Here is a 19,822-nt window from a genome sequence, read left to right on the forward strand (position 1 = left end):
GCCCAAGTATAGGGTAGCGTCGATTGCTGACCTATTTTGTAAAACTCTGATAGTTTGCGACATGAAAACGGCTTATAATAGAGTTCAACAACTAACAGGAATTGGGGTGGGGGTTCATGAGAATCAGCGAGCAACAACTGATTCAACGGTTAGTTCCGCGACTATTGCGATTTCGAGAAACTAACTTTTATCGAATTATTCAACGAACGTTGATCTTGGCGTTTCCGCTGATTTTAATTGGGACTTTTAGTCAAATCATTCAGCAGGCGGTTTTGACGAAAACTGGCTTTATTGCCAGCATTTTTCACCTGTCAAAGTGGGTGCCGTATTATCAATATTTACACTATCCGTTTGATGGTTTGACTAGCCTGACGTTGAACGGGGTGGCCGTAGTTGTCGCTTTCGGTGCGGCTAAGTATCACGCTAAGTTTAATCAGCGTGACGATCAGTTAGCTGGATTGACAGCGGCCATCGCGTTGTTGATCATGGCCTACCAGTACACTAATCAAAGTCAGGGCAGTACGTTCAATACGTTACTAATTGGGACTAATGGATTCACGGGTGCTTTGATTGTTGGCGGGATGACGGGATTGTGTTTCAAATGGTTTAGTAAACCAGTCAATGGTGCCCGCGACGCACATACTTCTGAGATCCTAAACCGTACGTTTGGCTCATTATTACCGATGGCGGTCGTCTTAATCGTAGCTGTGATCATTAGTCTGGGGCTTAATTGGCTAACGGTTGCGACTTATTCAGCTGAAAATTTAGTGGCGTTTCAAAAATTCGCTATGACTAGTCATAGTTTGTGGTTAACGTTTGGATTAGCGGCATTAACTTTAGTACTAGAAATTTTTGGCTTTGCGGGGCCGTTTCAAGAACGGCTGGTCACTAACAGTACGAGTATGACGACCAATCTGAATTATGCATTGACCCATCATTCTGCGTATCACGTGCCATATCGCTATACTGCCAATACGCTATACCATGCTTTTGGCACGTTTGGTGGTACCGGGATGTTGCTAGCGCTGATTATTGCGATTTATATTGCTAGTAATAATCATAATTATCACGTGGTGGCACGTTGGAGTTTACTGCCAGCGCTGTTTAACAGTAACGGTCCAATGATGACCGGCTTGCCAGTGCTGTATAATCCGATTTATTTAATTCCATTTATTATTGCGCCCTTAGTTAATATGGCAGTGGCAACCGTTGCCATTGGGCTCAACTGGATTCCGCCGGTCGTGTATCCCGTACCAGTGGGAACACCGGGACCCCTAATTGCATTTATTGGGACCAACGGCAACGTGATTGCATTATTGATTGGGATTATTGATTTAGCACTCTCAGTAGCAATCTATTTACCATTTATGCGGTTAGCGGAAGCCATTCTTAACGCAGCAAAAGCTGAAGCGGGGGTACATCATGATGCTTAAACCTAATTGGCCGCGACGGCGGCGTAGTTTGATTGTCTTATTACTAGGTCTCCTTTTCTTAGGACTCTTAGTGGGACCATCGTATCAGTGGACGCAATCAAATGTTAAATCCATGACGGGTCGGCACGATTCACAGATGTCACCGATTATCATGATTCCCGGCAGCAGTGCCACGCAGAATCGCTTTGACACGTTGGTCAAGCAATTAAATAAGGCGGATCATCGGCAACATAGCCTTATTAAAATCACGGTTGGCACGGATGATCAAATTAAAATCACTGGGGCGTTAAGGCCGCGTGATAATGAGCCGGTAATTGTCGTTGGGTTTCAAAACAACCATGACGGCTATGGCAATATTAAGAAGCAGGCGCGCTGGTTTTCACTAGCTTTTAAAAAAGTTGCGGCTAAATATCAATTCAATAATTTTAAAGCAATCGGGCATTCTAACGGGGGCTTGATCTATACCTACTTCTTTGAACATTATTTTAATCGTGATGATATTACGGTCAAACGAATTATGACGATCGGTTCACCGTATAATTTCTCAGAAGCTAATCTTAGTCATAAGACGCAGATGTTAGCTGATTTTATTAAGTACCGCGACAACTTACCGAAGTCGGCAACCATGTACTCGGTAGCGGGGACGGAGAATTACGATTCGGATGGTTTGGTTCCTGCGCGCAGTGTTGAAGCGGGGAAGTACGTCTATCAGGGACAAGTGAAGCATTTTACCGAGATTACGGTCACGGGTAACGATGCGCAACACTCGGATCTACCGCAAAATCAACAGATTGTTACGTTGATTCGGACGTATATGTTGGACAAAAAGCCAAGTCGGAATAAAAGATTAGTGACGGCTAATACCACTGAATAAGTGAGGACACAAGTTGCTTGAGTTCAAATCAAGGAGCTTGTGTTTTTTACATATTACCTACTTTAATAGCCTTGATGACTGGATGTGAAGCTGGTACTGGCAGCTTGTCTTTTGAGGGCGGTGCGGAGAAGTTTAGGGCGTTGCTAAGAACTGTGGTAAAATTTGGTTATGGAGGTGGCTAGTTTGTCGACACAAATGCCCACACATCGTAATCGGGTGCTCACTTTGATTCGTTCATATTATCCGAATCTTAGTGTCACCGATCGAAAAATTGCAGATTATATTATTGCTGACCCCGTTAAAACGGCGGCCCAGTCTATTTCAAATTTAGCTGCCGCAGTTGGTGTTTCGACGGCGACCGTTTCGCGTTTCGTCAAGCGGATCAGTTTTAATAGTTTTCGGGATTTTTCAAGAGAACTAATGGCAGCAGAGCCCGTTGAACAGAGTAACGCGGAGGCTTTTCAAGATGTTGAGAAGCAGACGACGTTCAAGGGTATCGCAGAATCGACGTTTAATAGTATTCGGAGTTCCTTAGATCAGACGAGCCAGGTCATGACAGAGGACGATCTGAAGCAAGCGGTCCACTTATTGTTAAAAGCCCGGATCATTGGATTTTATGGTTTAGGTGGCTCGGCGGTGGCAGCGCTCGATGGCTATCACAAGTTTGTTCGTACGGGGATTTTATGTGCCCATAATAGTGATTATGATATGCAATTAATGCAAGCGGCCCAGATGACGAGCCAAGATGTTGCGGTCGTTATCTCACATACTGGCCGTAACCAGCAAACGTTACAAGTATTATCGACCTTGATTGCGCAAAAAGTACCAGTGATTGCGCTGACGAGTTTCGGTAATTCGCCATTAGCTCGGGAGAGTACGGTGGCATTTATATCAGTAGCTGAAGAAATTAATTATCGTTCGGAAGGATTGACGTCATTGATTGCTCAGATGAGCATTATCGACAGTCTGTTCTTAATGACAGCGGTCCACGGTAATATTGAGATGGCAGCGAGTCTGGGCCGGGTGCGTGATGCAATCAGCCAAACACGGACGGAACTCTAGTTAGGTAAGGGATTGATGGGATGACAAAGCGACAACATTATCGACCAATCTATACACGTACTAGGTGGGCACGTTGGCGTCAGCGGGCAGTGTGGCTATTGGTCTTATTGATACTTATGGGGAGCATTTGGGGTGGCCTCATTTGGGTGCGTTGGCGAAGTATGGCTGCGACTAGGGGCTTCAATGTCCGCGGCGTGGCTGTTTCACAAAATGATGGCTATTTAGATTTTGCGGCGCTCCAAAACGATGGGCTGAAGTTTGTCTACTTACACGCAACTCAGGGAGCTAGCTATACGGATGACAATTTTGCTAGCAACTATCAACGGGTTCTTGGAACTTCGTTAGGTGTTGGTGTTGTTCAGACGTTCAGTTTTTCAACCTCTGCGGAAGATCAAGCAGCTTACTTTGAGAAAACGGTCGGCGATAACGTCGGTAATCTACCGATTGCCATTCAAGTTCAATATTATGGCGATTATACGGCTAAAACGGTTGCGGTTAAGCAAAATCAAGCTAAGTTACGGACTTTAGTCAATCAATTATCGCAGGATTATGGACGTAGTTGTGTGGTTTGGTCTACGCCGGCAGTCGCCCAACAATTAGTGACACCGGTGTTGAAAAAAACGGCACTGTGGTCTGACACTGGTCCAAACACATCGCCAAGCCAAACGTGTCATGTTTATCCATTATTCTGACCGCGCCGTGTATCGTCAAAACGGAACACGGCAAGAATTTACGGGCGTTTTGTATAACGGTAGCGTGGACGCGTTTAACCAAGTGATTGCTAAGAATTTGGAATGAGCACGTTCATCTAAGTTAAAGTCAATAAAAAAGGCTAGGAAAGATTGATTTCCAGGCCTTTTTAGTCACTTACTTGATTTAATTGTTGTGGTGATAAAATCACATAATTACGGTTGTCAGCTTCATCAAACAGGGCAACAGGCCGTTGCTCGTTGGCCTTGATTTCTAGATGAAAGCCGTATTGATCAAGTAACACGAGCTTGCTAGCTGATATGGATTCAACGGTGGCGGGCATTGCCCGACCGTCGACACGGATGATCATATTAGGATCGATCTCTAACGTGTGATCACGGCGGTGCTCTTCGTCACGATAAGTCCAAGTTCCCGCGTAAAAAACAGTGAGATCCCCAGTAGTAACTCGGTTAGGGTGCCGTTTGCGGACTAGGGTACTTGAGAGTCCTGCCAATAGGGATAAACCAAATAAAATAGCGCCACGTCGCTTCACCGGATCAACCTTCTTTCTGATATGTTTACAGTTAAAATATACCACTAAAACAAGGGTGACGTCACGTAATAAGTGGTTTCTTATTGAAGCTTTTACGTCCTCGTTACGTAGCGGTAATGAATGTAACGCAATGTTAACTTAATCAATCAATAAAATGTTTTTTCAGATTAATTCAATTTAAAATTGGTATTTATTAGGGGAGTGTGGTAATCTATAAACAGTGATTGGCATTTATCTGAAGTTTTAAAGTATCATTTGATTGTTACCTCAAATTCTTTTAGGTGTTAATAACATAGATGTTTCGTTACTTTTGGTTTGATATATCCTAGGAGGATTTGCTTTATGAAAAATGGTACTGTAAAATGGTTCAACGCTGATAAGGGTTATGGATTTGTTACTGGTGAAGATGGTACAGACGTATTTGTACACTTCTCAGCTATCCAAACTGACGGTTTCAAGACCTTAGAAGAAGGCCAAAAAGTTACCTTTGATGAAGAATCAAGCGATCGTGGCCCACAAGCTACTAACGTTGTTCCTCAATAGGCATGACTTTAAAAGAGCTACCCGCGTGGTGGCTCTTTTTTTTTCGCCAAATTTAGCTTGTGAATACCACATCTTTTAGACATCGGTGCCCACCTCAGACCTTAAAACTGGTAAAATAAGGATACGAGTAAGCGCCGTCAACGTGTAGCAGTTAAATGGCGTGTTTGAAAGGGGTCGGCACATGTTAAAATTAGGCATTATCGGGACAAATTGGATTACACAGCAGTTTGTTGATGCGGCGATTGAATCGGGTGAATGGCAACTAACAACGGTCTATTCACGGCAGTTAGAACGAGCACAGGAGTTTGCAACGCATAATCATGCGGAGGAGACTTTTACGGACTTGGAGACTTTTTTCAGTCAGGGCAGTTTTGATACGGTGTACATTGCATCGCCGAATAGCCTACATTTTAGCCAGGCCCAGCAAGCGATTGAACATGGCAAGCACGTGATTGTTGAGAAACCAGCTGTTGCTAATCAACGTGAGTTCCAGCAACTGGATACCGCGTTAAAAGCGCATCCAGACGTACTGTTGTTTGAAGCAGCCCGCCAATTACATGAAACGAATTTCCAACGGGTCAAGCAACAGATTGATCAGCTGGAACAGGTTCAGGGTGCGACCTTAACTTATATGAAATATTCTTCACGTTATGATGCGGTCCGGGCAGGCGAAGAGCCGAATATCTTCTCTCTGAACTATGCTGGGGGTGCACTTCAAGATCTTGGCGTTTACTTAGCCTATGATGCGGTTGGCTGGTTCGGAATGCCTGAGGAAGCGGCGTACTATCCAACGCTGACTCGTACCAAGGTCGATGGTAAGGGCGTGGCCGTATTACGGTATGCTGGTTTTACCGTGACCTTGAATGTTGGTAAGACGAGTAACTCGTTCCTATCATCTGAGATCAATGGCTTACGGGATGCCATCGTGCTTGATAATCCGGCTGAATTAGGTCGGGTAACTTATCGAGATGCAGATGGTCAGGCCCATGAGTTAGGCGTGCAGCCGGATGCTAACCCGATGTTAGCTGAGGCGCGTGACTTTGCGATGGTCATCAACGATCCAACTAATCATCAACGTGAATACTTAGCATGGCGACAACTGAGTCGCAACGTTAATAAACTATTATTTAATTTACGGCAGTCGGGCCACCTGTACTTTACGGGTGAAACGCGCGACGCTGTCAAATAGAAATGAGGCACTATGTTAGACGTATTTAAAACCAAATTTACCGAAGCAGGCTTTGACGAATTATCACCGATTCAAACGGCGGTAGCAGAACCCTTAGCAGCTGGTAAGTCAGTCTTAGGATTAGCCCCAACTGGTTCCGGTAAAACGCTGGCCTTTACGTGGCCATTACTGGAAATGATTCAACCTGGTGAGGGAACGCAGGCTTTGATTCTCGCACCATCACAAGAACTAGCCATGCAGACCACGACCGTTGTCCGCGAATGGGCACAGTTGATTGACGCCAAGGTGCTGGCAATTACCGGTGGTGCTAACGTGAAGCGCCAGATGGAAAAGCTCAAGCAACATCCTGAGATTATTGTTGGGACGCCCGGTCGCGTAACGAATTTAATTGCTGATGGCAAACTCAAATTCGGCCATTTAAAATTGATGATCGTCGATGAAGCTGACGAATTATTGACTGATGAGACCCTTGATCAGATTCGAGAAATTCTGGACGCAACCTTTGCGGAAACGTTACAGTTAGGTTTCTTCTCAGCGACTGAAACTAAAATTTTGGATGAGTTACCACGTTGGTTTGGACAAAACGTTGAGAAGATCGACGTGCGGGCAATTGATCAGACCCAGGGTGTGGTTCGACATCGAACCATGCAAGTCGGTAATCGTCAACGAGTAGAATTACTGAAGCGGATTAGCCGAGTCGATCACATGCGGGCATTAGTCTTCTTCAATAAGATGGAAGAACTCAAGCACGTGGCGCTGGAACTTCGACACCAACACGTTGACTACGTATCATTGATTAGTGATCAACGGCAAGTTGCACGTGAAAAGGCACTCCGTTTGTTCCGTCAGGGTAAAGTTGAATTATTATTGACGACTGATTTAGCAGCACGGGGCTTAGATGTTCCTGAGTTGCCAGCAGTTATTAATTACCAACTGCCTAAAGATGTCACGACGTATATTCACCGTAGTGGTCGGACTGGTCGAATGGGTGCTGAAGGACTGGTCTTGACCTTTGGGAATGATCACGATATCCGTAACTTCAAGAAGCTGATGGCCGAAACCGATTATGAGATCAAGCCGGGCTACTTGGCAGGCTATCATATTGTCGACACTAAACCAGCTCGGATCGAGCCACCAATGCCTAATAATCACGCAGAGACATCTGATACTACGGCGGCTAATGGGCAACGTCGGGCAGACGGTGTCACAACGGAACATGCAACTCGTGGTGACAAAACTAAGCACTCAACAGTTAGTGGTCATCGTAATGCGAAAGTTGATGCACCAGTGAAGAAGAAGGGGCATAACAAGCACTCGAAGAAAAAAGGCATGCGGAAGAAGAACCGCGACCGTTTCAGCGACAAATAGAATCAACAATTGCTAAATTCAACAATCCGTGAGATGATATTTGATGGATTGTTAATGGCTTCATAGCACAACTGGATAGGGCACCCGCCTCCTAAGCGGTTGATCCCGGTTCGAGTCCGGGTGGAGCCATAATAAAAGCTCACAACCCGCATCAGAGTAGTTACTGATGTGGGTTGTGAGCTTTTTAATTAAGAAAAAATAGATTATAAATAGCTGTTAGCAAGTAACCTTAAAAACTATTAGCTGTGTTTTGCATACCACGACGATTGATTGCTGCCATGGCGGCATTAGTGGCAATCTTTTCGCGGTCATCGCGTAACCAGTCACTGATTAAGAAAAGGTCCACGAGTGTCCAGATTCCGGTGACGATGGTACCGACCCCAAAGGTTAACACGGTAATCAGTGTCATAGCAACGGCAGAACCTGTTCTACCCATGTAATAGCGGTGAGCACCGAGTGTGCCAAGAAAAATACAAAGTAGAAAGGCAACTGCTGTATTTTTCTGCAATCGTTCGACTTCAGAATTAACAACTAATAGTTCCTCGTTAGTTAATTGGTTGCGTAAATTATTGTACATAATAGATCCTCCAAAATAATTTTATCCCTCAGTACTTAATATAAACGAATAAAAAAGTACCATTGACCATCATACTATGATTTTACAGAGGATGAAATAGAAATATTTCCCCTAATTATCAAGTGGATCAATAATTAGGGGAAATATGATGAGGACTTGTGATAATTTATAAAAAATCGGATTTATTATCTAAGCGAATCTAATTAGTAGTTAACGAATCACGATCACATTACACGGTGCGTGATCCACCACGTAGCTAGTTGTGGAACCAACAGCGACCCGGTGTGGTGAATCTTTACCCGTGGCACCCAGTACGATCAAATCAGTCTCAGGGTGTTGCTTAGCGTAGTCTTCAATCGTGTGTTTAGGAATACCATAAGTGATCTCAGTTTTAAAAGCAGGCGTTGTGGTAGTGGTCACGAACTGCTGACGTTTCTCCATGGCAGCTTTGGCATGAGCAGCCTCGGCATCCAATAATTCTGACAGTACCGGGTCCATAGCAGGTGCGTGATAGGCACTGTCATCAACTACGTATAATGCGGTTAGTGACGCTTGGTGGTGTTGCGCAATATTGACGGCTTCGATAAAGGCAGCTTGGGCAGCGTCGGAACTATCGACAGGAACGAGAATATTTGTATAACGGCTAGGCATACTAACCACCTCCAGTTATCTTTTTAATAAGTATAATGGATAACCTTGCTGCTTAAAAATTTAACGCTCAGTAGTGGGCAAGGTGGTCGAACTGGCGTATATTTAAATCAGTAAATTTCTTTGGGGGTTAACCATGATTAAAAGGTTACAGGTTGGGTTGTTGAGATTTGAACGGGTGGTAGAACGGCAACGCTATTGGCGAGCGTTGCGAGATACGTTAACGTTACTGTTTCCGTTTGCACTTATTGGTGCCTACGTTAGCTTTGTGAATCAAGCTATTTTTCAACGCAATGGTTTTTTAAATCATATTTATTACTTGAGTCATTGGGTACCAGGCTTTAAGGAGCTAGCTACGTATACGACGATGCTTAATCTGAGTATTAATGGCATTCTAGCCATCATTGCCGCGTTTGCGGCGGCGAACTTTGTGGCACGGTCTGCACAGCGAGATAACTTGTTGGCAGGGATTACATCGGCTATTAGTTTTATGATGCTAAATATTAATTATAATTTCTTTGCTAAATCGGGTCAGATGACTGGTTCCCGTTTCTTAGAGGATAATCTAGGCACACAGGGAATCTTCTTAGCATTGCTGGTTGGCTTAGTGACGGGGTGGCTGTTTAGCCATTTATCACGACGGCCACACGTTCCGCAACCAGTAGAAACACAAGCTCACCTGTTGGCGCGAGCACGCAATAACTGGTTGCCAATGGTCGTGGCACTATTATTCTTTAGCATTGTGGGCTACGGAATAAGCTTTGCTAGTAAAGCTGGCTTGAACGGTTTGTTTTACGCCGTGTTTAGCTTACCATTTACTAACCCTGGGTCCTCACTGTTAGCGATTCTGGGGGTATCATCGTTGAGCAATCTGTACTGGCTGATTGGGATCATTGGGCCCGTTGATTTTAGTGGTAACAGTACAACCAGCACGGTTCAAAACCTAGCTTATGCGTTACAACATGGTTCTGCGTGGGGCGCACCTAATTCAATTACGTTACATACGTTATTTGACGCCTTTGCCAATGTCGGCGGTCCCGGGATGACGTTGGCGCTGCTGATTGCGATCCTATGGCGTTCACGTAATCGTAACTATCGTTCAGTGGCTAAGGTGAGCGCTTTGCCGGCCCTGTTCAATATTAATCAATCTTTATTAGTAGGGTTACCGATTGCTTACAGTCCTATCCTAGCAATTCCGTTCTTACTCGCACCGATAGCAAGCATGATCATTACGTGGACGGCCTTAGTATTGAAATTCATGCCGCCAGTCGTTTATCCAGTGACTAAGACGATGCCGGGCTTTTTAACCGGCTGGTTGGGAACGGGTGGCACCTGGCAGGCCTTAGTAGTCAGTGTGATCAACTTGGTCGTTGCAACGGCAATTTATTTACCATTTGTCTTGTTAGCGAACCGAACGGATGAAGCGGGGGATGTAACTCATGATTAGACGGTATTGGTGGCGGTGGCTACTAGGGCTGGTTGCGCTGATTGGGATCAGTTGGCCCGCCTACACGTGGACACAGGCAAATATTAAAACGTTAAAGAATACCGGTCGTTCTCGGATGGCGCCGGTTATCATGGTGCCAGGTTCTAGTGCGAGTCAGAACCGGTTTGACAGTTTGATTACTGAATTGGGTAAGGAAACGCCGAAGAAGCATAGTGTGCTGAAACTGACCGTACAGACGGATGGCTCGATTAAATATAGTGGTAGTATTGATCACAACGATAATGAACCGTTTATTGTGATCGGCTTTGCGAATAATCACGATGGTAAGGCGAATATCGACAAGCAGGCGGTCTGGTTGAATACGGCGTTTAAGGATCTAGTGAAGACCTATCATTTCAATCATTTCTATGCGTTAGGTCACTCTAATGGGGGCTTGATCTGGACGCTATTCCTAGAACGCTATCTGAAGGAAACGCCTAAGGTCCATATTGATCGTTTAATGACAATCGCCTCACCGTACAATATGGAGTCAACGAGTACGACAGCTAAGACGCCGATGTTTCAAGAACTCTATAAATATCGGACGGGGTTGCCGGAATCACTGACGGTGTACTCAATCGCCGGGACGGAAAACTATACGAGTGATGGTACCGTACCGTATAACAGTGTTAATTATGGTAAGTACATCTTCCAAGATCAGGTTAAACACTTTACGGAAATCACGGTGACGGGTGCTAACACTGCGCATTCTGATTTACCGCAAAATAAGCAGATTGTTAGTTTGATCCGTCAATATCTACTGGCAGAAAACATGTCTGATAAAGTTCAGCAACAAAATGCGCAGCGGATTCAGCATTAAGTCATCTTAGGCAGGAATTGTCAGGATGCGAATATTGTTGTGATGAGTCATAAAAAGAATTAAGGACGTGACTAAAATAGACGACTTCAGAGTTTTAATTTCTGAAGTCGTCTATTTAGTCACAACACATTAGTTTTGAAACGTGTCCCATAAGCAGTCGGGTTACCAAACTAACTGTCTGAGGCGCCACGTTCTGTTAACGTCGTCCCCGAGCACGTGAATGGTGTGCTGTTTTATGACGAGATTTAGTTGTATGGCGTAGGGCCATTCGTGGACCACGAACTCTTAGCGCGTGGGCGTCGAGTGCCGGAACTGCTAGCAGGCTACCACAAACGGTTAGCGTCAGTAATAATCGGTATAAATGATGCTGTCTCATAATAGCTGGATCCCCCTAAACTAATATTTAGTGTATAAGTAATTGGGTTGCTCGTCAAATCAGGCTTAACAGGAAGCTTTTTAGCACAATCAGTGAGGATTAGCTAACAATCCGCAAAAAGCTTTGTAATTTAATTGTATTTTAGGTCGTTTTCCTTTATTGTGAAGGTAATATAAAAAGAGGGGCTTACTAACATGAATATTGAAATCTTAAACTCAGCAATCCAAGACTTACATTTCCAAATCATCTACGACCGGAGTAAGGAAGACGATACACCTGGACAAGGCCAGTTCAGTTACACAACGGCTAACCCAGACGTGAAGAAGACCTTTGGTGACGATGTTGTGCAAGCACAATTGCAAGTGACCTATAAAGAGGAAATGTTTGATCTTTCAGCCACTGTATTTGCAATTGTCCGTTTAAGTGGCGAATTAGTTAGCATTATTGAACGTCAATCAGATAGTAAATCAATTGAAGAAGACGAACAAGATATGTTAAATAACTTAAACGATGCGATTATTCCAGCATTATCTGCCAAGGTACGGGCCTATGCAGCATTACTATCAACGGAAGCTAGCAACTTTGCCATCATGCCAGCTGACTTCAATGATAGCGAACCTAATAATGCTTAGTAATCAGGAATAGAGTGGGGCACAAACTGCCTTGTAGCGCACGTTTCGGCTATTAACATTCGACTACTGAGGAGGCGATGACGACAAAGTCACCGTCTTTTTTATTACTAAAATAAGTGAACTACTGGCAGTTAACAAGCTTACTAGTAAACAGATCAATCAACTGAGATCTAAAGGTATAGTCTAATTAACAAAAAGCCTGTTATTAAGATTGTGTAAGCGCTAACAAAGATGGTATAATAGCGTTGGTCAGAATGGTAACTTAAGTGTTATCGTTTTGAGGTCAAAAGGGAAGGCTGTTAATTTCAGCAATCATTGATTTCATTTATTGGCCCATACTGTGAGCTTCAACGCGGGGGTGGCTGATTCTTTTGATCATCAGCCAGCACACACATAGTTGTTAGTTAATGAAACACATAGGATGAAGCGCAACTAATAGGGTTGAGATAGTGACTAGATTACGTCAGATAATCTGGTCACTATTTTTATTGGTATGAGCGAGATAGATTAATCAAAGTCATGCGGTAAAAGTCAAAATAGCAACAGAATTAGAAAACTGTCGTGACTAAATCGCTGTTATTTTAGTGATGAAAGCGTATACTGACGGTGAGAGGAGTGAGCAGCATGTTTAAACCAATGGCATCAGTTTTTACTAATCATCAGATTGCGGGTCATTACCGGGCCATCGATCGGGCACAGAAGTGCATTGTGCCGTTTCACTTTGAAATTCAGGGGCAGGAGTACCCAAAACCAAAGCCAGAACGTAACTGGTTACGCCGGTTATCCGGCACGACTAGTCGCAAGTACGCTATGGTCGAACTGACTCCAACAAGGGTCGTCTTATGGTCACCAGAAGGTCGTAATCTTGGTGAGATGGCTTTAGGTGATGTTCAGCGTATTCAGATTGGGGCGATTCGTTGGCACGTGGGCCAAGGATTGGATCCACGGCACGCGTTTCGGGCCACCATCTTTGTCTTGACGGAAAAGGGAAATTATTACTTCGCTAATTCTGACATGGAAGTATTGCCGGCAATTTGCAAATTTGCACATGAGCATCAGGTTCCAGTAGAAGATCCATTACGGTTGATTCCGCTACTTAAACTTGGATGGCACGTGGCAGCCGAGACGTTGCATGCCACTTATTCACAGCTTGTGGCACATACGGGTTATCCGGATGATCAAGATTGATCAATTAAATTAGCTATTAATATAGAAGAAACAGAAATTTTTTTATAATTAAAACAACCGCGAAATCAAAATTTTGATTTCGCGGTTGTTTTAATTAGAACCATATAACGAGTACTGCCCCATTTAAATTAAACTAATCCTTGGGCAATCATGGCGTCGGCGACCTTGGTAAAGCCCGCAATATTAGCACCACTTAAATAATCACCAGTAACACTGTATTCATTAGCTGCCGCAACAGATTGGGCAAAGATGTCCTGCACGATCTGTTGCAAGCGGTTATCGACTTCTTCGAAAGTCCAACTTAAACGCATACTATTCTGACTCATTTCTAGTGCTGAAACGGCAACGCCACCAGCATTAGCTGCCTTAGCAGGCCCATAGAGAATATCAGCTGCTTGGTAAGCCTCGATGGCCTCAGGACTACTTGGCATATTGGCACCTTCCGCGACGACTTTGATGCCACCAGCAATTAAGTTGTTGGCTTGAGCACCGTTGATTTCATTTTGGGTCGCACATGGGAGAGCAATGTCGGCAGTTAGCTGAGCGTCCCAGACAGATCCCGTGTGATAAACGGCACTGGCAACACGGTCAGCGTAATCTTTAATGCGACCTCGTTCAACTTCTTTAATCTGTTTAACGATTTTAAAGTCAATGCCGTCTTCATCGACAATGTAGCCGTTAGAATCGGAACAGGTAATGACCTTGCCGCCAAGTTCTGTCACTTTTTGAATGGCGTAGGTAGCGACATTGCCGGCACCTGATACGATGACTCGTTGACCAGGAAACGAAAGCTGGTTGGCATTCAACATCTCGTTGGTGTAATAAACGAGACCGTAGCCAGTTGCTTCAGGCCGAGCGAGTGAGCCACCATAGTTGAGTCCCTTACCAGTCAAGACGCCGCGGTCAGCTCCACGGAGGCGTTTGTATTGACCATAGAGGTAGCCAATCTCACGTCCACCAACACCGATATCACCAGCTGGAACGTCGGTGTCTGGGCCGATATACTTGCTGAGTTCAGTCATGAAGCTCTGGCAGAAACGCATGATTTCATTGTCAGACTTGCCTTTAGGGTCAAAGTCGGCGCCACCCTTACCGCCACCAATTGGTAGGCCAGTTAAGGCATTCTTGAAGATCTGTTCAAACCCTAAGAATTTGACGATACTGAGGTTTACGGAAGGGTGTAGTCGCAAACCACCTTTGTAAGGGCCAATGGCAGAATTGAATTGGACCCGGAAGCCACGACTAACTTGCGCGTGGCCGGCATCGTCGAGCCAAGGAACCCGGAATTGAAAGACGCGTTCTGGTTCGGTTAAACGTTCCAGAATGTTAGCGTCAATGTATTCGGGATGTTGTTCGAATACGGGGGTCATTGTTTGGAAGAAGTCATGAATGGCTTCTAAGAATTCAGATTGGTTAGGATCACGTTGTTCAATTACAGCGTAAACATGTTGTAAATATTCGGTTGCACGACTCATTAGGAATCATCCTTTCAAAATAAGACTAACTATCTGTTTAATTTTACTGGTTATGCTCGCTCATTGCACGAGTTAAATTACAGATCAGCTACTGAGCGTTACTTGTCTTAATCAGTGATTAGGATAAAGTTAAGATTTAGTTTAGCAGGCTAACATTAATTTGATTTTAGATGCAATTTAGAATTGCTGGCAGTATACTTGATTATCAGTAATGGGGGGATTTGCATGAGAAGAGTTAGGTGGCTAATTATCGCTATTCCGATTGTAATTATTTTGACTATTGCAGGAATATGGGGGATGCAGCAATCAAAGCAACAAGCTGAACAAGTAACTGTACCTACTAAAGTAGAAGGGGCAGCGTCGAAAGTCAAGCCAGCTAAGAAAAAAGAGGTTGTTAAGAAAACGCCTCGACCAGGCTGGTTGACGCAGCGACAAGCAATTAAGCAGATTGATCAGTTAGTTAATCAACACCATATTATGGGAACCTTGTTATTTACGACGAATGGGCCTAAAAATGTAAGAGTTCGGACATATGGTTATGCAGATGCAAGTGATCAGGTTCGCAATACAGCTACCGAAGCATACCCCTTAGCATCGCTGCAAAAAGCACTTACTGGTGCGGTTATTCAACATCTAATTAATGAAGGCAAATTAAGTATGACAACGCCATTGAGTAGGTTTTACCCAGATATTCCGTATGCAAATCAGATTACGATTCGTGAGTTACTTAATCATACGTCTGGGATGCGGATGGTTGAGCATACACCTAACAGTGTGCTACCTACCGAACAGGCCCAAATCGCTTTTACGATTAAGCATGCACTTTCAACAGGAAACCATGCTTATGCATATACTAATGCCAATTTTACGTTGTTGGCTGGCGTAATTCGCAAAGTGACACATAAATCGTATATGACAGCGTTACAAAACGTGATTATTAAACCGCTTGGGCTGAAACATACGTATGCGTACAATGATATTCCGGGTAACGTGGTCAATCCGGCGTCGTACCGATTAAGTAATGGCGAATCACAAGGCGCGATCATTTCGAAACCGTTGCAATCCAGTGAGCTAGGTTGTGGCAGTTTGTATATGAGTGTCGGTGACTATTACAAATTCATGTACAGTCTTCAGAGTGGTGATTTGCTCAGCGATGCGGGAATTGCAGAATTATCGGATCACTTCCAGACTAAATATGCGGCCGGAATTTATTATCAAAAAGGTGGTACGATTCGAGTTGGTGGGAATGATAATGCTTTTCATACCTATTATATGGGGACACGTGATGCGCGGGTCGGTGTCGTCCTGTTTGAAAATCAGGGTGATTTTTCAAATGATAATAAAGTAGCAAACTCGATCCAAAGTATTTTAATGAAGACAGAAAATTTTTAATAACTAGATAAAAGCTTGAGTATAAGTCTCAAGTTTTTTTATAGATTGATTTGTGTTAGATGCGAGAGCTCGTTAAGGATGTCGCCTAACCTTAGCAACTTGATATATCGGAATACCTGGTAGGCTTGTCCTGATAATCGATTAGACCTGTACGATGGGGGAGAAAAATTATAATCGTTAAAATAATGGAAAATTATTGTGTGATAGCTGGCTAGTTAGCGATAATAACGTTATCATAAAATTAGAATATAAATAACGCAGGTGAATATTAATGGTAAAACAAATTAAGGTAATGACGATTTTTGGGACGCGTCCTGAAGCTATCAAGATGGCACCAATTGTTCTACAATTACAACAGCAAGAACGTTTTGAACCAGTAACGGTGGTGACCGCACAACATCGTGAGATGCTAGATCAGGTATTGGCGATTTTTCATATCACTCCTGATTACGATCTTAATATTATGCAACCAAATCAGACGTTAGCCGGTATTACTAGCCGGGTATTGACCAAGTTGGATACAATTATGAATGAAGTACGACCGGACATCGTGTTAGTTCATGGTGATACAACCACGACCTTTGCGGCTAGTGTCAGTGCTTTTTATCATCAGATTCCGGTTGGCCATGTTGAAGCCGGCTTACGGACGTGGGATAAGTATTCACCATTCCCGGAAGAGATGAATCGACAGTTGACGGACGTCTTAGCCGATATGTACTTTGCACCGACTGAGCTGAGTCAGCAGAACTTGCTCAAGGAGAATCATTCAGCGGATAATATCACAGTAACTGGTAATACGGCGATTGATGCGTTGCACCAGACCGTATCAAAGAACTATCAGCATACGGCTCTCGACATGATTAAACCGGGTAACCGGATGATTCTCTTAACAATGCACCGCCGGGAGAACCAAGGCGCACCAATGGAAGCCGTCTTTACAGCGATTAAACGGGTCGTGCAACAGCACGATGACGTTGAAGTTGTCTATCCAGTGCACTTGAGTCCGGTGGTTCAAGAGATTGCTAAGCGTATCTTAGGGGATACAGAACGCATTCATTTAATTGAGCCGCTCGACGTCTTAGATTTCCATAACATGGCAGCTCGAAGTTACTTCATCATGACTGATTCGGGTGGTGTGCAAGAAGAGGCGCCATCGCTGAACAAACCGGTGCTAGTGTTACGGAAAACGACTGAGCGACCAGAAGGTGTTACTGCTGGTACCTTGAAGCTAGTTGGGACGGATGGTGAAAAGGTGGCAGCGGCAATGACTCAGTTGTTGGATGATGATGCAGAATACCAACGGATGGCAGATGCCAAGAACCCGTATGGTGATGGGCACGCGGCGGAATATATTCTGGATGCGATTGCGAAAAAGATTGGCCTAAAATAGAGAAATTTACAATTTTAAATTATTATCTTATGTATTTAGATGTTGTAGTGATAATAATCTTATTGATAATGATGCGAGATTGAAAACAACCGGCAATGGTACTTAACCGTATCATTTGCCGGTTGTTTTTTTGTCACAAATGCAAAAGCTTAGTATCAAGCGTGTGGTTGACGTGATTCCATTGTATAATGGTAGATACTAATTAACGTTGAGGAAATTATTAATGAAGTTAAAAGAACGGTATCCTAAAATTACGAAAGGCCTAGAGATCCTGATTAGGCGCTATAACCAAGCCAATGTTAGTAATAACGCGATTGTTCTGGCGTACTATGCATTGATGTCGATTGCACCGATTATTTTGATTGCTGGGAATATTGTGGCTAGATTTAGCCTCAAGACCGAGCAGATTTTGGCATATGCTCAGGAGTTTATTCCAAGTAATATCTATAAAACGTTTAAGCCAATCTTGGTCTCGTTCCTTTCCAGTGGCAGTAGCGGAAGTCTTTCAATTGGGATCGTGGTCTCGATATGGTCAGCTTCCCAAATCATTGCGGCGATTCGTAGAAGCTTAAATGAAGCGTATGGCGTTAAGAGTGCGCAGGGGGCGATCCTAACGCGGGTGATTGCGTTCTTCCTGACATTAGGACTCTTGTTACTAATTGTTGGGTTCGCGATCTTCTTCACCTTGAGTCAGGTGATCATGGACTTGATCTTGAACTTGACTAATCTGACCAAAGCGATTGTTCCTGATTGGATCAATCAATTATTGGCGAATAAAAACTTAATCACCTTTGTTGGGATGTTTCTCGTGGCAATCTCGTTGTACTACTTCGTGCCAAATGCCAAAGTTCGATTAAGATACGTGTGGACGGGGGCTTTAGTCACAACGGTTGGCTGGATTGTCATCTCACAAGGGTTCCGTTTTTACGTTGAGCTCTTTGCACGTCGGATTACCTCTTACCAAACCATTGGAAGTTTGATTGTCTTGATGTTCTGGCTGAACTTCTCGGGGATTTTGTTGATGTTTGGTGGGGTGGTTAATGCTAGCGTCCAGGAATGGTTCGAGCAGACGATTGAACCTAAGTCGCCACGGATGATTCGGCGGATTCGGCGGCGTCTATTTAAGAAGAAGTCATCGTAATGGATAAGCGTCATAATAATTGCATTGGCTGACTGAAACCTGTAAAATTATTGTTTTTTATAATTATGGTACTAAATAGTTCGAATTTTGTGTATAATGGTGTCTATGTGAAAAAAGGCCCAACGCTTTCTGAAAGTCGACGGCGCCTATTTCAAAATAAACAGGCGCTTTGATCGCCACAGGAGGAGAAACATAGTGATTCATCAGCTGTTGGCAGAGTTCATGGGAACCGCCTTGATGATTATTTTTGGTGTCGGTGTACATTGTAGTGAGGTTTTAAAAGGAACTAAGTACCGGGGTTCTGGCCATATCTTCGCAATTACGACATGGGGTTTTGGGATTACAATTGCGTTATTTATTTTCGGTGACGTTTCAATTAACCCAGCCATGGTGTTCGCTCAATGTATTTTAGGGAACATTTCATGGGCAATGTTTATCCCGTATTCAATTGCGGAAGTTTTGGGTGGGGTTGTTGGTGCTGTAATCGTGTGGGTGATGTACGCTGATCACTTCGCTGCTTCAGCTGATGAAATTTCTCCAATTACGATTCGTAACTTATTTTCAACTGCACCTGCAGTACGGAACTTACCACGGAACTTCTTCGTTGAATTTTTCGACACGTTCTTATTTATTTCTGGGATTTTAGCTATTTCTCAAGTGAAGACTCCAGGTATCGTTCCAATTGGTGTTGGGTTGTTAGTATGGGCAATCGGTATGGGTCTTGGTGGCCCAACCGGGTTCGCAATGAACCTTGCTCGTGATATGGGTCCCCGGATTGCGCACGCCATCTTACCTATTAAGAATAAGGCTGATAGCGACTGGCAATACGGAATCATCGTTCCAGGGATTGCACCATTTATTGGGGCAGCTTGTGCGGCATTGTTTATGCATGGGTTCTTTGGAATTTAATCAAAAAAGCAAGTATTTTAATACATACTTGCTTTTTTATGTTATAACCCATGTTTAACAGTGATTCTATTTAAAG

General features: G+C 43.8%; 20 protein-coding genes and 1 tRNA gene. 16 read left to right on the forward strand and 5 right to left on the reverse strand.

What is annotated here, in order from left to right; genetic code table 11:
* The first annotated feature begins 116 nt into the window (after positions 1-116).
* The 4 genes from ACG95_RS03930 (at position 117) to ACG95_RS03945 (ending at position 4,061) form a co-directional block, all read left to right on the forward strand.
* Positions 117-1,433, forward strand: a complete 1,317-nt coding sequence (locus ACG95_RS03930) for a PTS transporter subunit EIIC (RefSeq protein WP_047999249.1) — start codon at positions 117-119, stop codon at positions 1,431-1,433.
* A complete protein-coding gene (locus ACG95_RS03935) occupies positions 1,423-2,307 on the forward strand; it encodes an alpha/beta hydrolase (protein WP_047999250.1) in 885 nt (294 codons plus the stop codon). The genes ACG95_RS03930 and ACG95_RS03935 overlap by 11 nt, the downstream gene beginning before the upstream one ends.
* A 183-nt stretch (positions 2,308-2,490) precedes the next feature.
* Positions 2,491-3,369, forward strand: a complete 879-nt coding sequence (locus ACG95_RS03940) for an SIS domain-containing protein (protein ID WP_053072663.1) — start codon at positions 2,491-2,493, stop codon at positions 3,367-3,369.
* Positions 3,370-3,389: 20 nt separating this feature from the next.
* The gene (locus ACG95_RS03945) at positions 3,390-4,061 is read left to right on the forward strand and encodes a GH25 family lysozyme (RefSeq protein ID WP_237756443.1); all 672 of its coding nucleotides are present in this window, start codon (positions 3,390-3,392) and stop codon (positions 4,059-4,061) included.
* A gap of 167 nt (positions 4,062-4,228) precedes the next feature.
* Here the strand turns inward: ACG95_RS03945 and ACG95_RS03950 are convergent, their stop codons facing one another.
* Entirely contained in the window at positions 4,229-4,612 is a 384-nt protein-coding gene (locus ACG95_RS03950; protein WP_047999252.1) for a DUF4828 domain-containing protein, read from the reverse strand.
* Positions 4,613-4,954: 342 nt separating this feature from the next.
* Here ACG95_RS03950 and ACG95_RS03955 point away from each other — a divergent pair, with 342 nt between their 5' ends.
* The 4 genes from ACG95_RS03955 (at position 4,955) to ACG95_RS03970 (ending at position 7,841) form a co-directional block, all read left to right on the forward strand.
* On the forward strand, positions 4,955-5,155 hold the full coding sequence (locus tag ACG95_RS03955) for a cold-shock protein (protein ID WP_047999253.1): 201 nt from the start codon (positions 4,955-4,957) through the stop codon (positions 5,153-5,155).
* A gap of 181 nt (positions 5,156-5,336) precedes the next feature.
* Positions 5,337-6,344: a Gfo/Idh/MocA family protein gene (locus ACG95_RS03960; protein ID WP_047999254.1), complete on the forward strand. Its 1,008-nt coding sequence runs from the start codon at positions 5,337-5,339 to the stop codon at positions 6,342-6,344.
* Between the two features lie 12 nt (positions 6,345-6,356).
* Complete coding sequence (locus ACG95_RS03965) at positions 6,357-7,712, forward strand: DEAD/DEAH box helicase (RefSeq protein WP_047999255.1); 1,356 nt, start codon at positions 6,357-6,359, stop codon at positions 7,710-7,712.
* Positions 7,713-7,768: 56 nt separating this feature from the next.
* Positions 7,769-7,841, forward strand: a tRNA-Arg gene (locus ACG95_RS03970).
* A gap of 100 nt (positions 7,842-7,941) precedes the next feature.
* On the opposite strand, the gene ACG95_RS03975 is transcribed toward ACG95_RS03970, so the two are convergent.
* Both ACG95_RS03975 and ACG95_RS03980 read right to left on the reverse strand, forming a co-directional pair.
* Entirely contained in the window at positions 7,942-8,289 is a 348-nt protein-coding gene (locus ACG95_RS03975; protein ID WP_047999256.1) for a TM2 domain-containing protein, read from the reverse strand.
* A gap of 210 nt (positions 8,290-8,499) precedes the next feature.
* Positions 8,500-8,940: a universal stress protein gene (locus ACG95_RS03980; protein WP_047999257.1), complete on the reverse strand. Its 441-nt coding sequence runs from the start codon at positions 8,938-8,940 to the stop codon at positions 8,500-8,502.
* Positions 8,941-9,073: 133 nt separating this feature from the next.
* Between ACG95_RS03980 and ACG95_RS03985 the strand changes: the two genes are divergently transcribed.
* Together ACG95_RS03985 and ACG95_RS03990 are read left to right on the forward strand one after the other, a co-directional pair.
* Positions 9,074-10,384 (forward strand): PTS transporter subunit EIIC, encoded by a 1,311-nt coding sequence (locus tag ACG95_RS03985; protein ID WP_047999258.1) that lies wholly within the window; start codon positions 9,074-9,076, stop codon positions 10,382-10,384.
* On the forward strand, positions 10,377-11,243 hold the full coding sequence (locus ACG95_RS03990) for an alpha/beta hydrolase (protein ID WP_047999259.1): 867 nt from the start codon (positions 10,377-10,379) through the stop codon (positions 11,241-11,243). The genes ACG95_RS03985 and ACG95_RS03990 overlap by 8 nt, the downstream gene beginning before the upstream one ends.
* A gap of 196 nt (positions 11,244-11,439) precedes the next feature.
* Here ACG95_RS03990 and ACG95_RS14355 read toward each other — a convergent pair whose 3' ends face one another.
* Positions 11,440-11,619 carry a hypothetical protein gene (locus ACG95_RS14355; RefSeq protein WP_152668278.1) on the reverse strand — a complete coding sequence of 60 codons (180 nt, stop codon included), beginning with the start codon at positions 11,617-11,619 and terminating at the stop codon, positions 11,440-11,442.
* A 194-nt stretch (positions 11,620-11,813) separates the two neighbouring features.
* On the opposite strand from ACG95_RS14355, the gene ACG95_RS03995 reads away from it, so the two are divergent.
* Positions 11,814-12,251: a hypothetical protein gene (locus ACG95_RS03995; RefSeq protein ID WP_047999260.1), complete on the forward strand. Its 438-nt coding sequence runs from the start codon at positions 11,814-11,816 to the stop codon at positions 12,249-12,251.
* Positions 12,252-12,875: 624 nt separating this feature from the next.
* Positions 12,876-13,439: a hypothetical protein gene (locus ACG95_RS04000; RefSeq protein WP_047999261.1), complete on the forward strand. Its 564-nt coding sequence runs from the start codon at positions 12,876-12,878 to the stop codon at positions 13,437-13,439.
* A gap of 128 nt (positions 13,440-13,567) precedes the next feature.
* On the opposite strand, the gene gdhA is transcribed toward ACG95_RS04000, so the two are convergent.
* Positions 13,568-14,914: an NADP-specific glutamate dehydrogenase gene (gene gdhA, locus ACG95_RS04005; protein ID WP_047999262.1), complete on the reverse strand. Its 1,347-nt coding sequence runs from the start codon at positions 14,912-14,914 to the stop codon at positions 13,568-13,570.
* A gap of 225 nt (positions 14,915-15,139) precedes the next feature.
* Here gdhA and ACG95_RS04010 point away from each other — a divergent pair, with 225 nt between their 5' ends.
* The 4 genes from ACG95_RS04010 to larD all read left to right on the forward strand — a co-directional run bounded on the left by ACG95_RS04010 (position 15,140) and on the right by larD (position 19,746).
* A complete protein-coding gene (locus ACG95_RS04010; RefSeq protein WP_047999263.1) occupies positions 15,140-16,306 on the forward strand; it encodes a serine hydrolase domain-containing protein in 1,167 nt (388 codons plus the stop codon).
* A gap of 271 nt (positions 16,307-16,577) precedes the next feature.
* Positions 16,578-17,696: a non-hydrolyzing UDP-N-acetylglucosamine 2-epimerase gene (gene wecB, locus ACG95_RS04015; RefSeq protein ID WP_047999264.1), complete on the forward strand. Its 1,119-nt coding sequence runs from the start codon at positions 16,578-16,580 to the stop codon at positions 17,694-17,696.
* A gap of 223 nt (positions 17,697-17,919) precedes the next feature.
* The gene (locus tag ACG95_RS04020) at positions 17,920-18,837 is read left to right on the forward strand and encodes a YihY/virulence factor BrkB family protein (protein WP_047999265.1); all 918 of its coding nucleotides are present in this window, start codon (positions 17,920-17,922) and stop codon (positions 18,835-18,837) included.
* Between the two features lie 195 nt (positions 18,838-19,032).
* Positions 19,033-19,746 (forward strand): D/L-lactic acid transporter LarD, encoded by a 714-nt coding sequence (larD, locus tag ACG95_RS04025; RefSeq protein ID WP_047999266.1) that lies wholly within the window; start codon positions 19,033-19,035, stop codon positions 19,744-19,746.
* Positions 19,747-19,822: the final 76 nt, after the last annotated feature.

This window comes from Lactiplantibacillus herbarum (assembly GCF_001039045.1).
GTDB lineage: Bacteria > Bacillota > Bacilli > Lactobacillales > Lactobacillaceae > Lactiplantibacillus > Lactiplantibacillus herbarum.

Excerpts from the sequence above, each read along its gene's own strand:
- wecB (WP_047999264.1), top strand. The coding sequence starts at position 16,578 with ATGGTAAAACAAATTAAGGTAATGACGATTTTTGGGACGCGTCCTGAA.
- ACG95_RS03960 (WP_047999254.1), top strand. The coding sequence starts at position 5,337 with ATGTTAAAATTAGGCATTATCGGGACAAATTGGATTACACAGCAGTTT.
- gdhA (WP_047999262.1), bottom strand. The coding sequence starts at position 14,914 with ATGAGTCGTGCAACCGAATATTTACAACATGTTTACGCTGTAATTGAA.
- ACG95_RS03975 (WP_047999256.1), bottom strand. The coding sequence starts at position 8,289 with ATGTACAATAATTTACGCAACCAATTAACTAACGAGGAACTATTAGTT.
- ACG95_RS03985 (WP_047999258.1), top strand. The coding sequence starts at position 9,074 with ATGATTAAAAGGTTACAGGTTGGGTTGTTGAGATTTGAACGGGTGGTA.
- ACG95_RS04010 (WP_047999263.1), top strand. The coding sequence starts at position 15,140 with ATGAGAAGAGTTAGGTGGCTAATTATCGCTATTCCGATTGTAATTATT.
- ACG95_RS03980 (WP_047999257.1), bottom strand. The coding sequence starts at position 8,940 with ATGCCTAGCCGTTATACAAATATTCTCGTTCCTGTCGATAGTTCCGAC.
- ACG95_RS03990 (WP_047999259.1), top strand. The coding sequence starts at position 10,377 with ATGATTAGACGGTATTGGTGGCGGTGGCTACTAGGGCTGGTTGCGCTG.
- ACG95_RS03955 (WP_047999253.1), top strand. The coding sequence starts at position 4,955 with ATGAAAAATGGTACTGTAAAATGGTTCAACGCTGATAAGGGTTATGGA.
- ACG95_RS04020 (WP_047999265.1), top strand. The coding sequence starts at position 17,920 with ATGAAGTTAAAAGAACGGTATCCTAAAATTACGAAAGGCCTAGAGATC.
- ACG95_RS14355 (WP_152668278.1), bottom strand. The coding sequence starts at position 11,619 with ATGAGACAGCATCATTTATACCGATTATTACTGACGCTAACCGTTTGT.
- ACG95_RS04000 (WP_047999261.1), top strand. The coding sequence starts at position 12,876 with ATGTTTAAACCAATGGCATCAGTTTTTACTAATCATCAGATTGCGGGT.
- ACG95_RS03965 (WP_047999255.1), top strand. The coding sequence starts at position 6,357 with ATGTTAGACGTATTTAAAACCAAATTTACCGAAGCAGGCTTTGACGAA.
- ACG95_RS03945 (WP_237756443.1), top strand. The coding sequence starts at position 3,390 with ATGACAAAGCGACAACATTATCGACCAATCTATACACGTACTAGGTGG.
- ACG95_RS03935 (WP_047999250.1), top strand. The coding sequence starts at position 1,423 with ATGATGCTTAAACCTAATTGGCCGCGACGGCGGCGTAGTTTGATTGTC.
- ACG95_RS03995 (WP_047999260.1), top strand. The coding sequence starts at position 11,814 with ATGAATATTGAAATCTTAAACTCAGCAATCCAAGACTTACATTTCCAA.
- ACG95_RS03930 (WP_047999249.1), top strand. The coding sequence starts at position 117 with ATGAGAATCAGCGAGCAACAACTGATTCAACGGTTAGTTCCGCGACTA.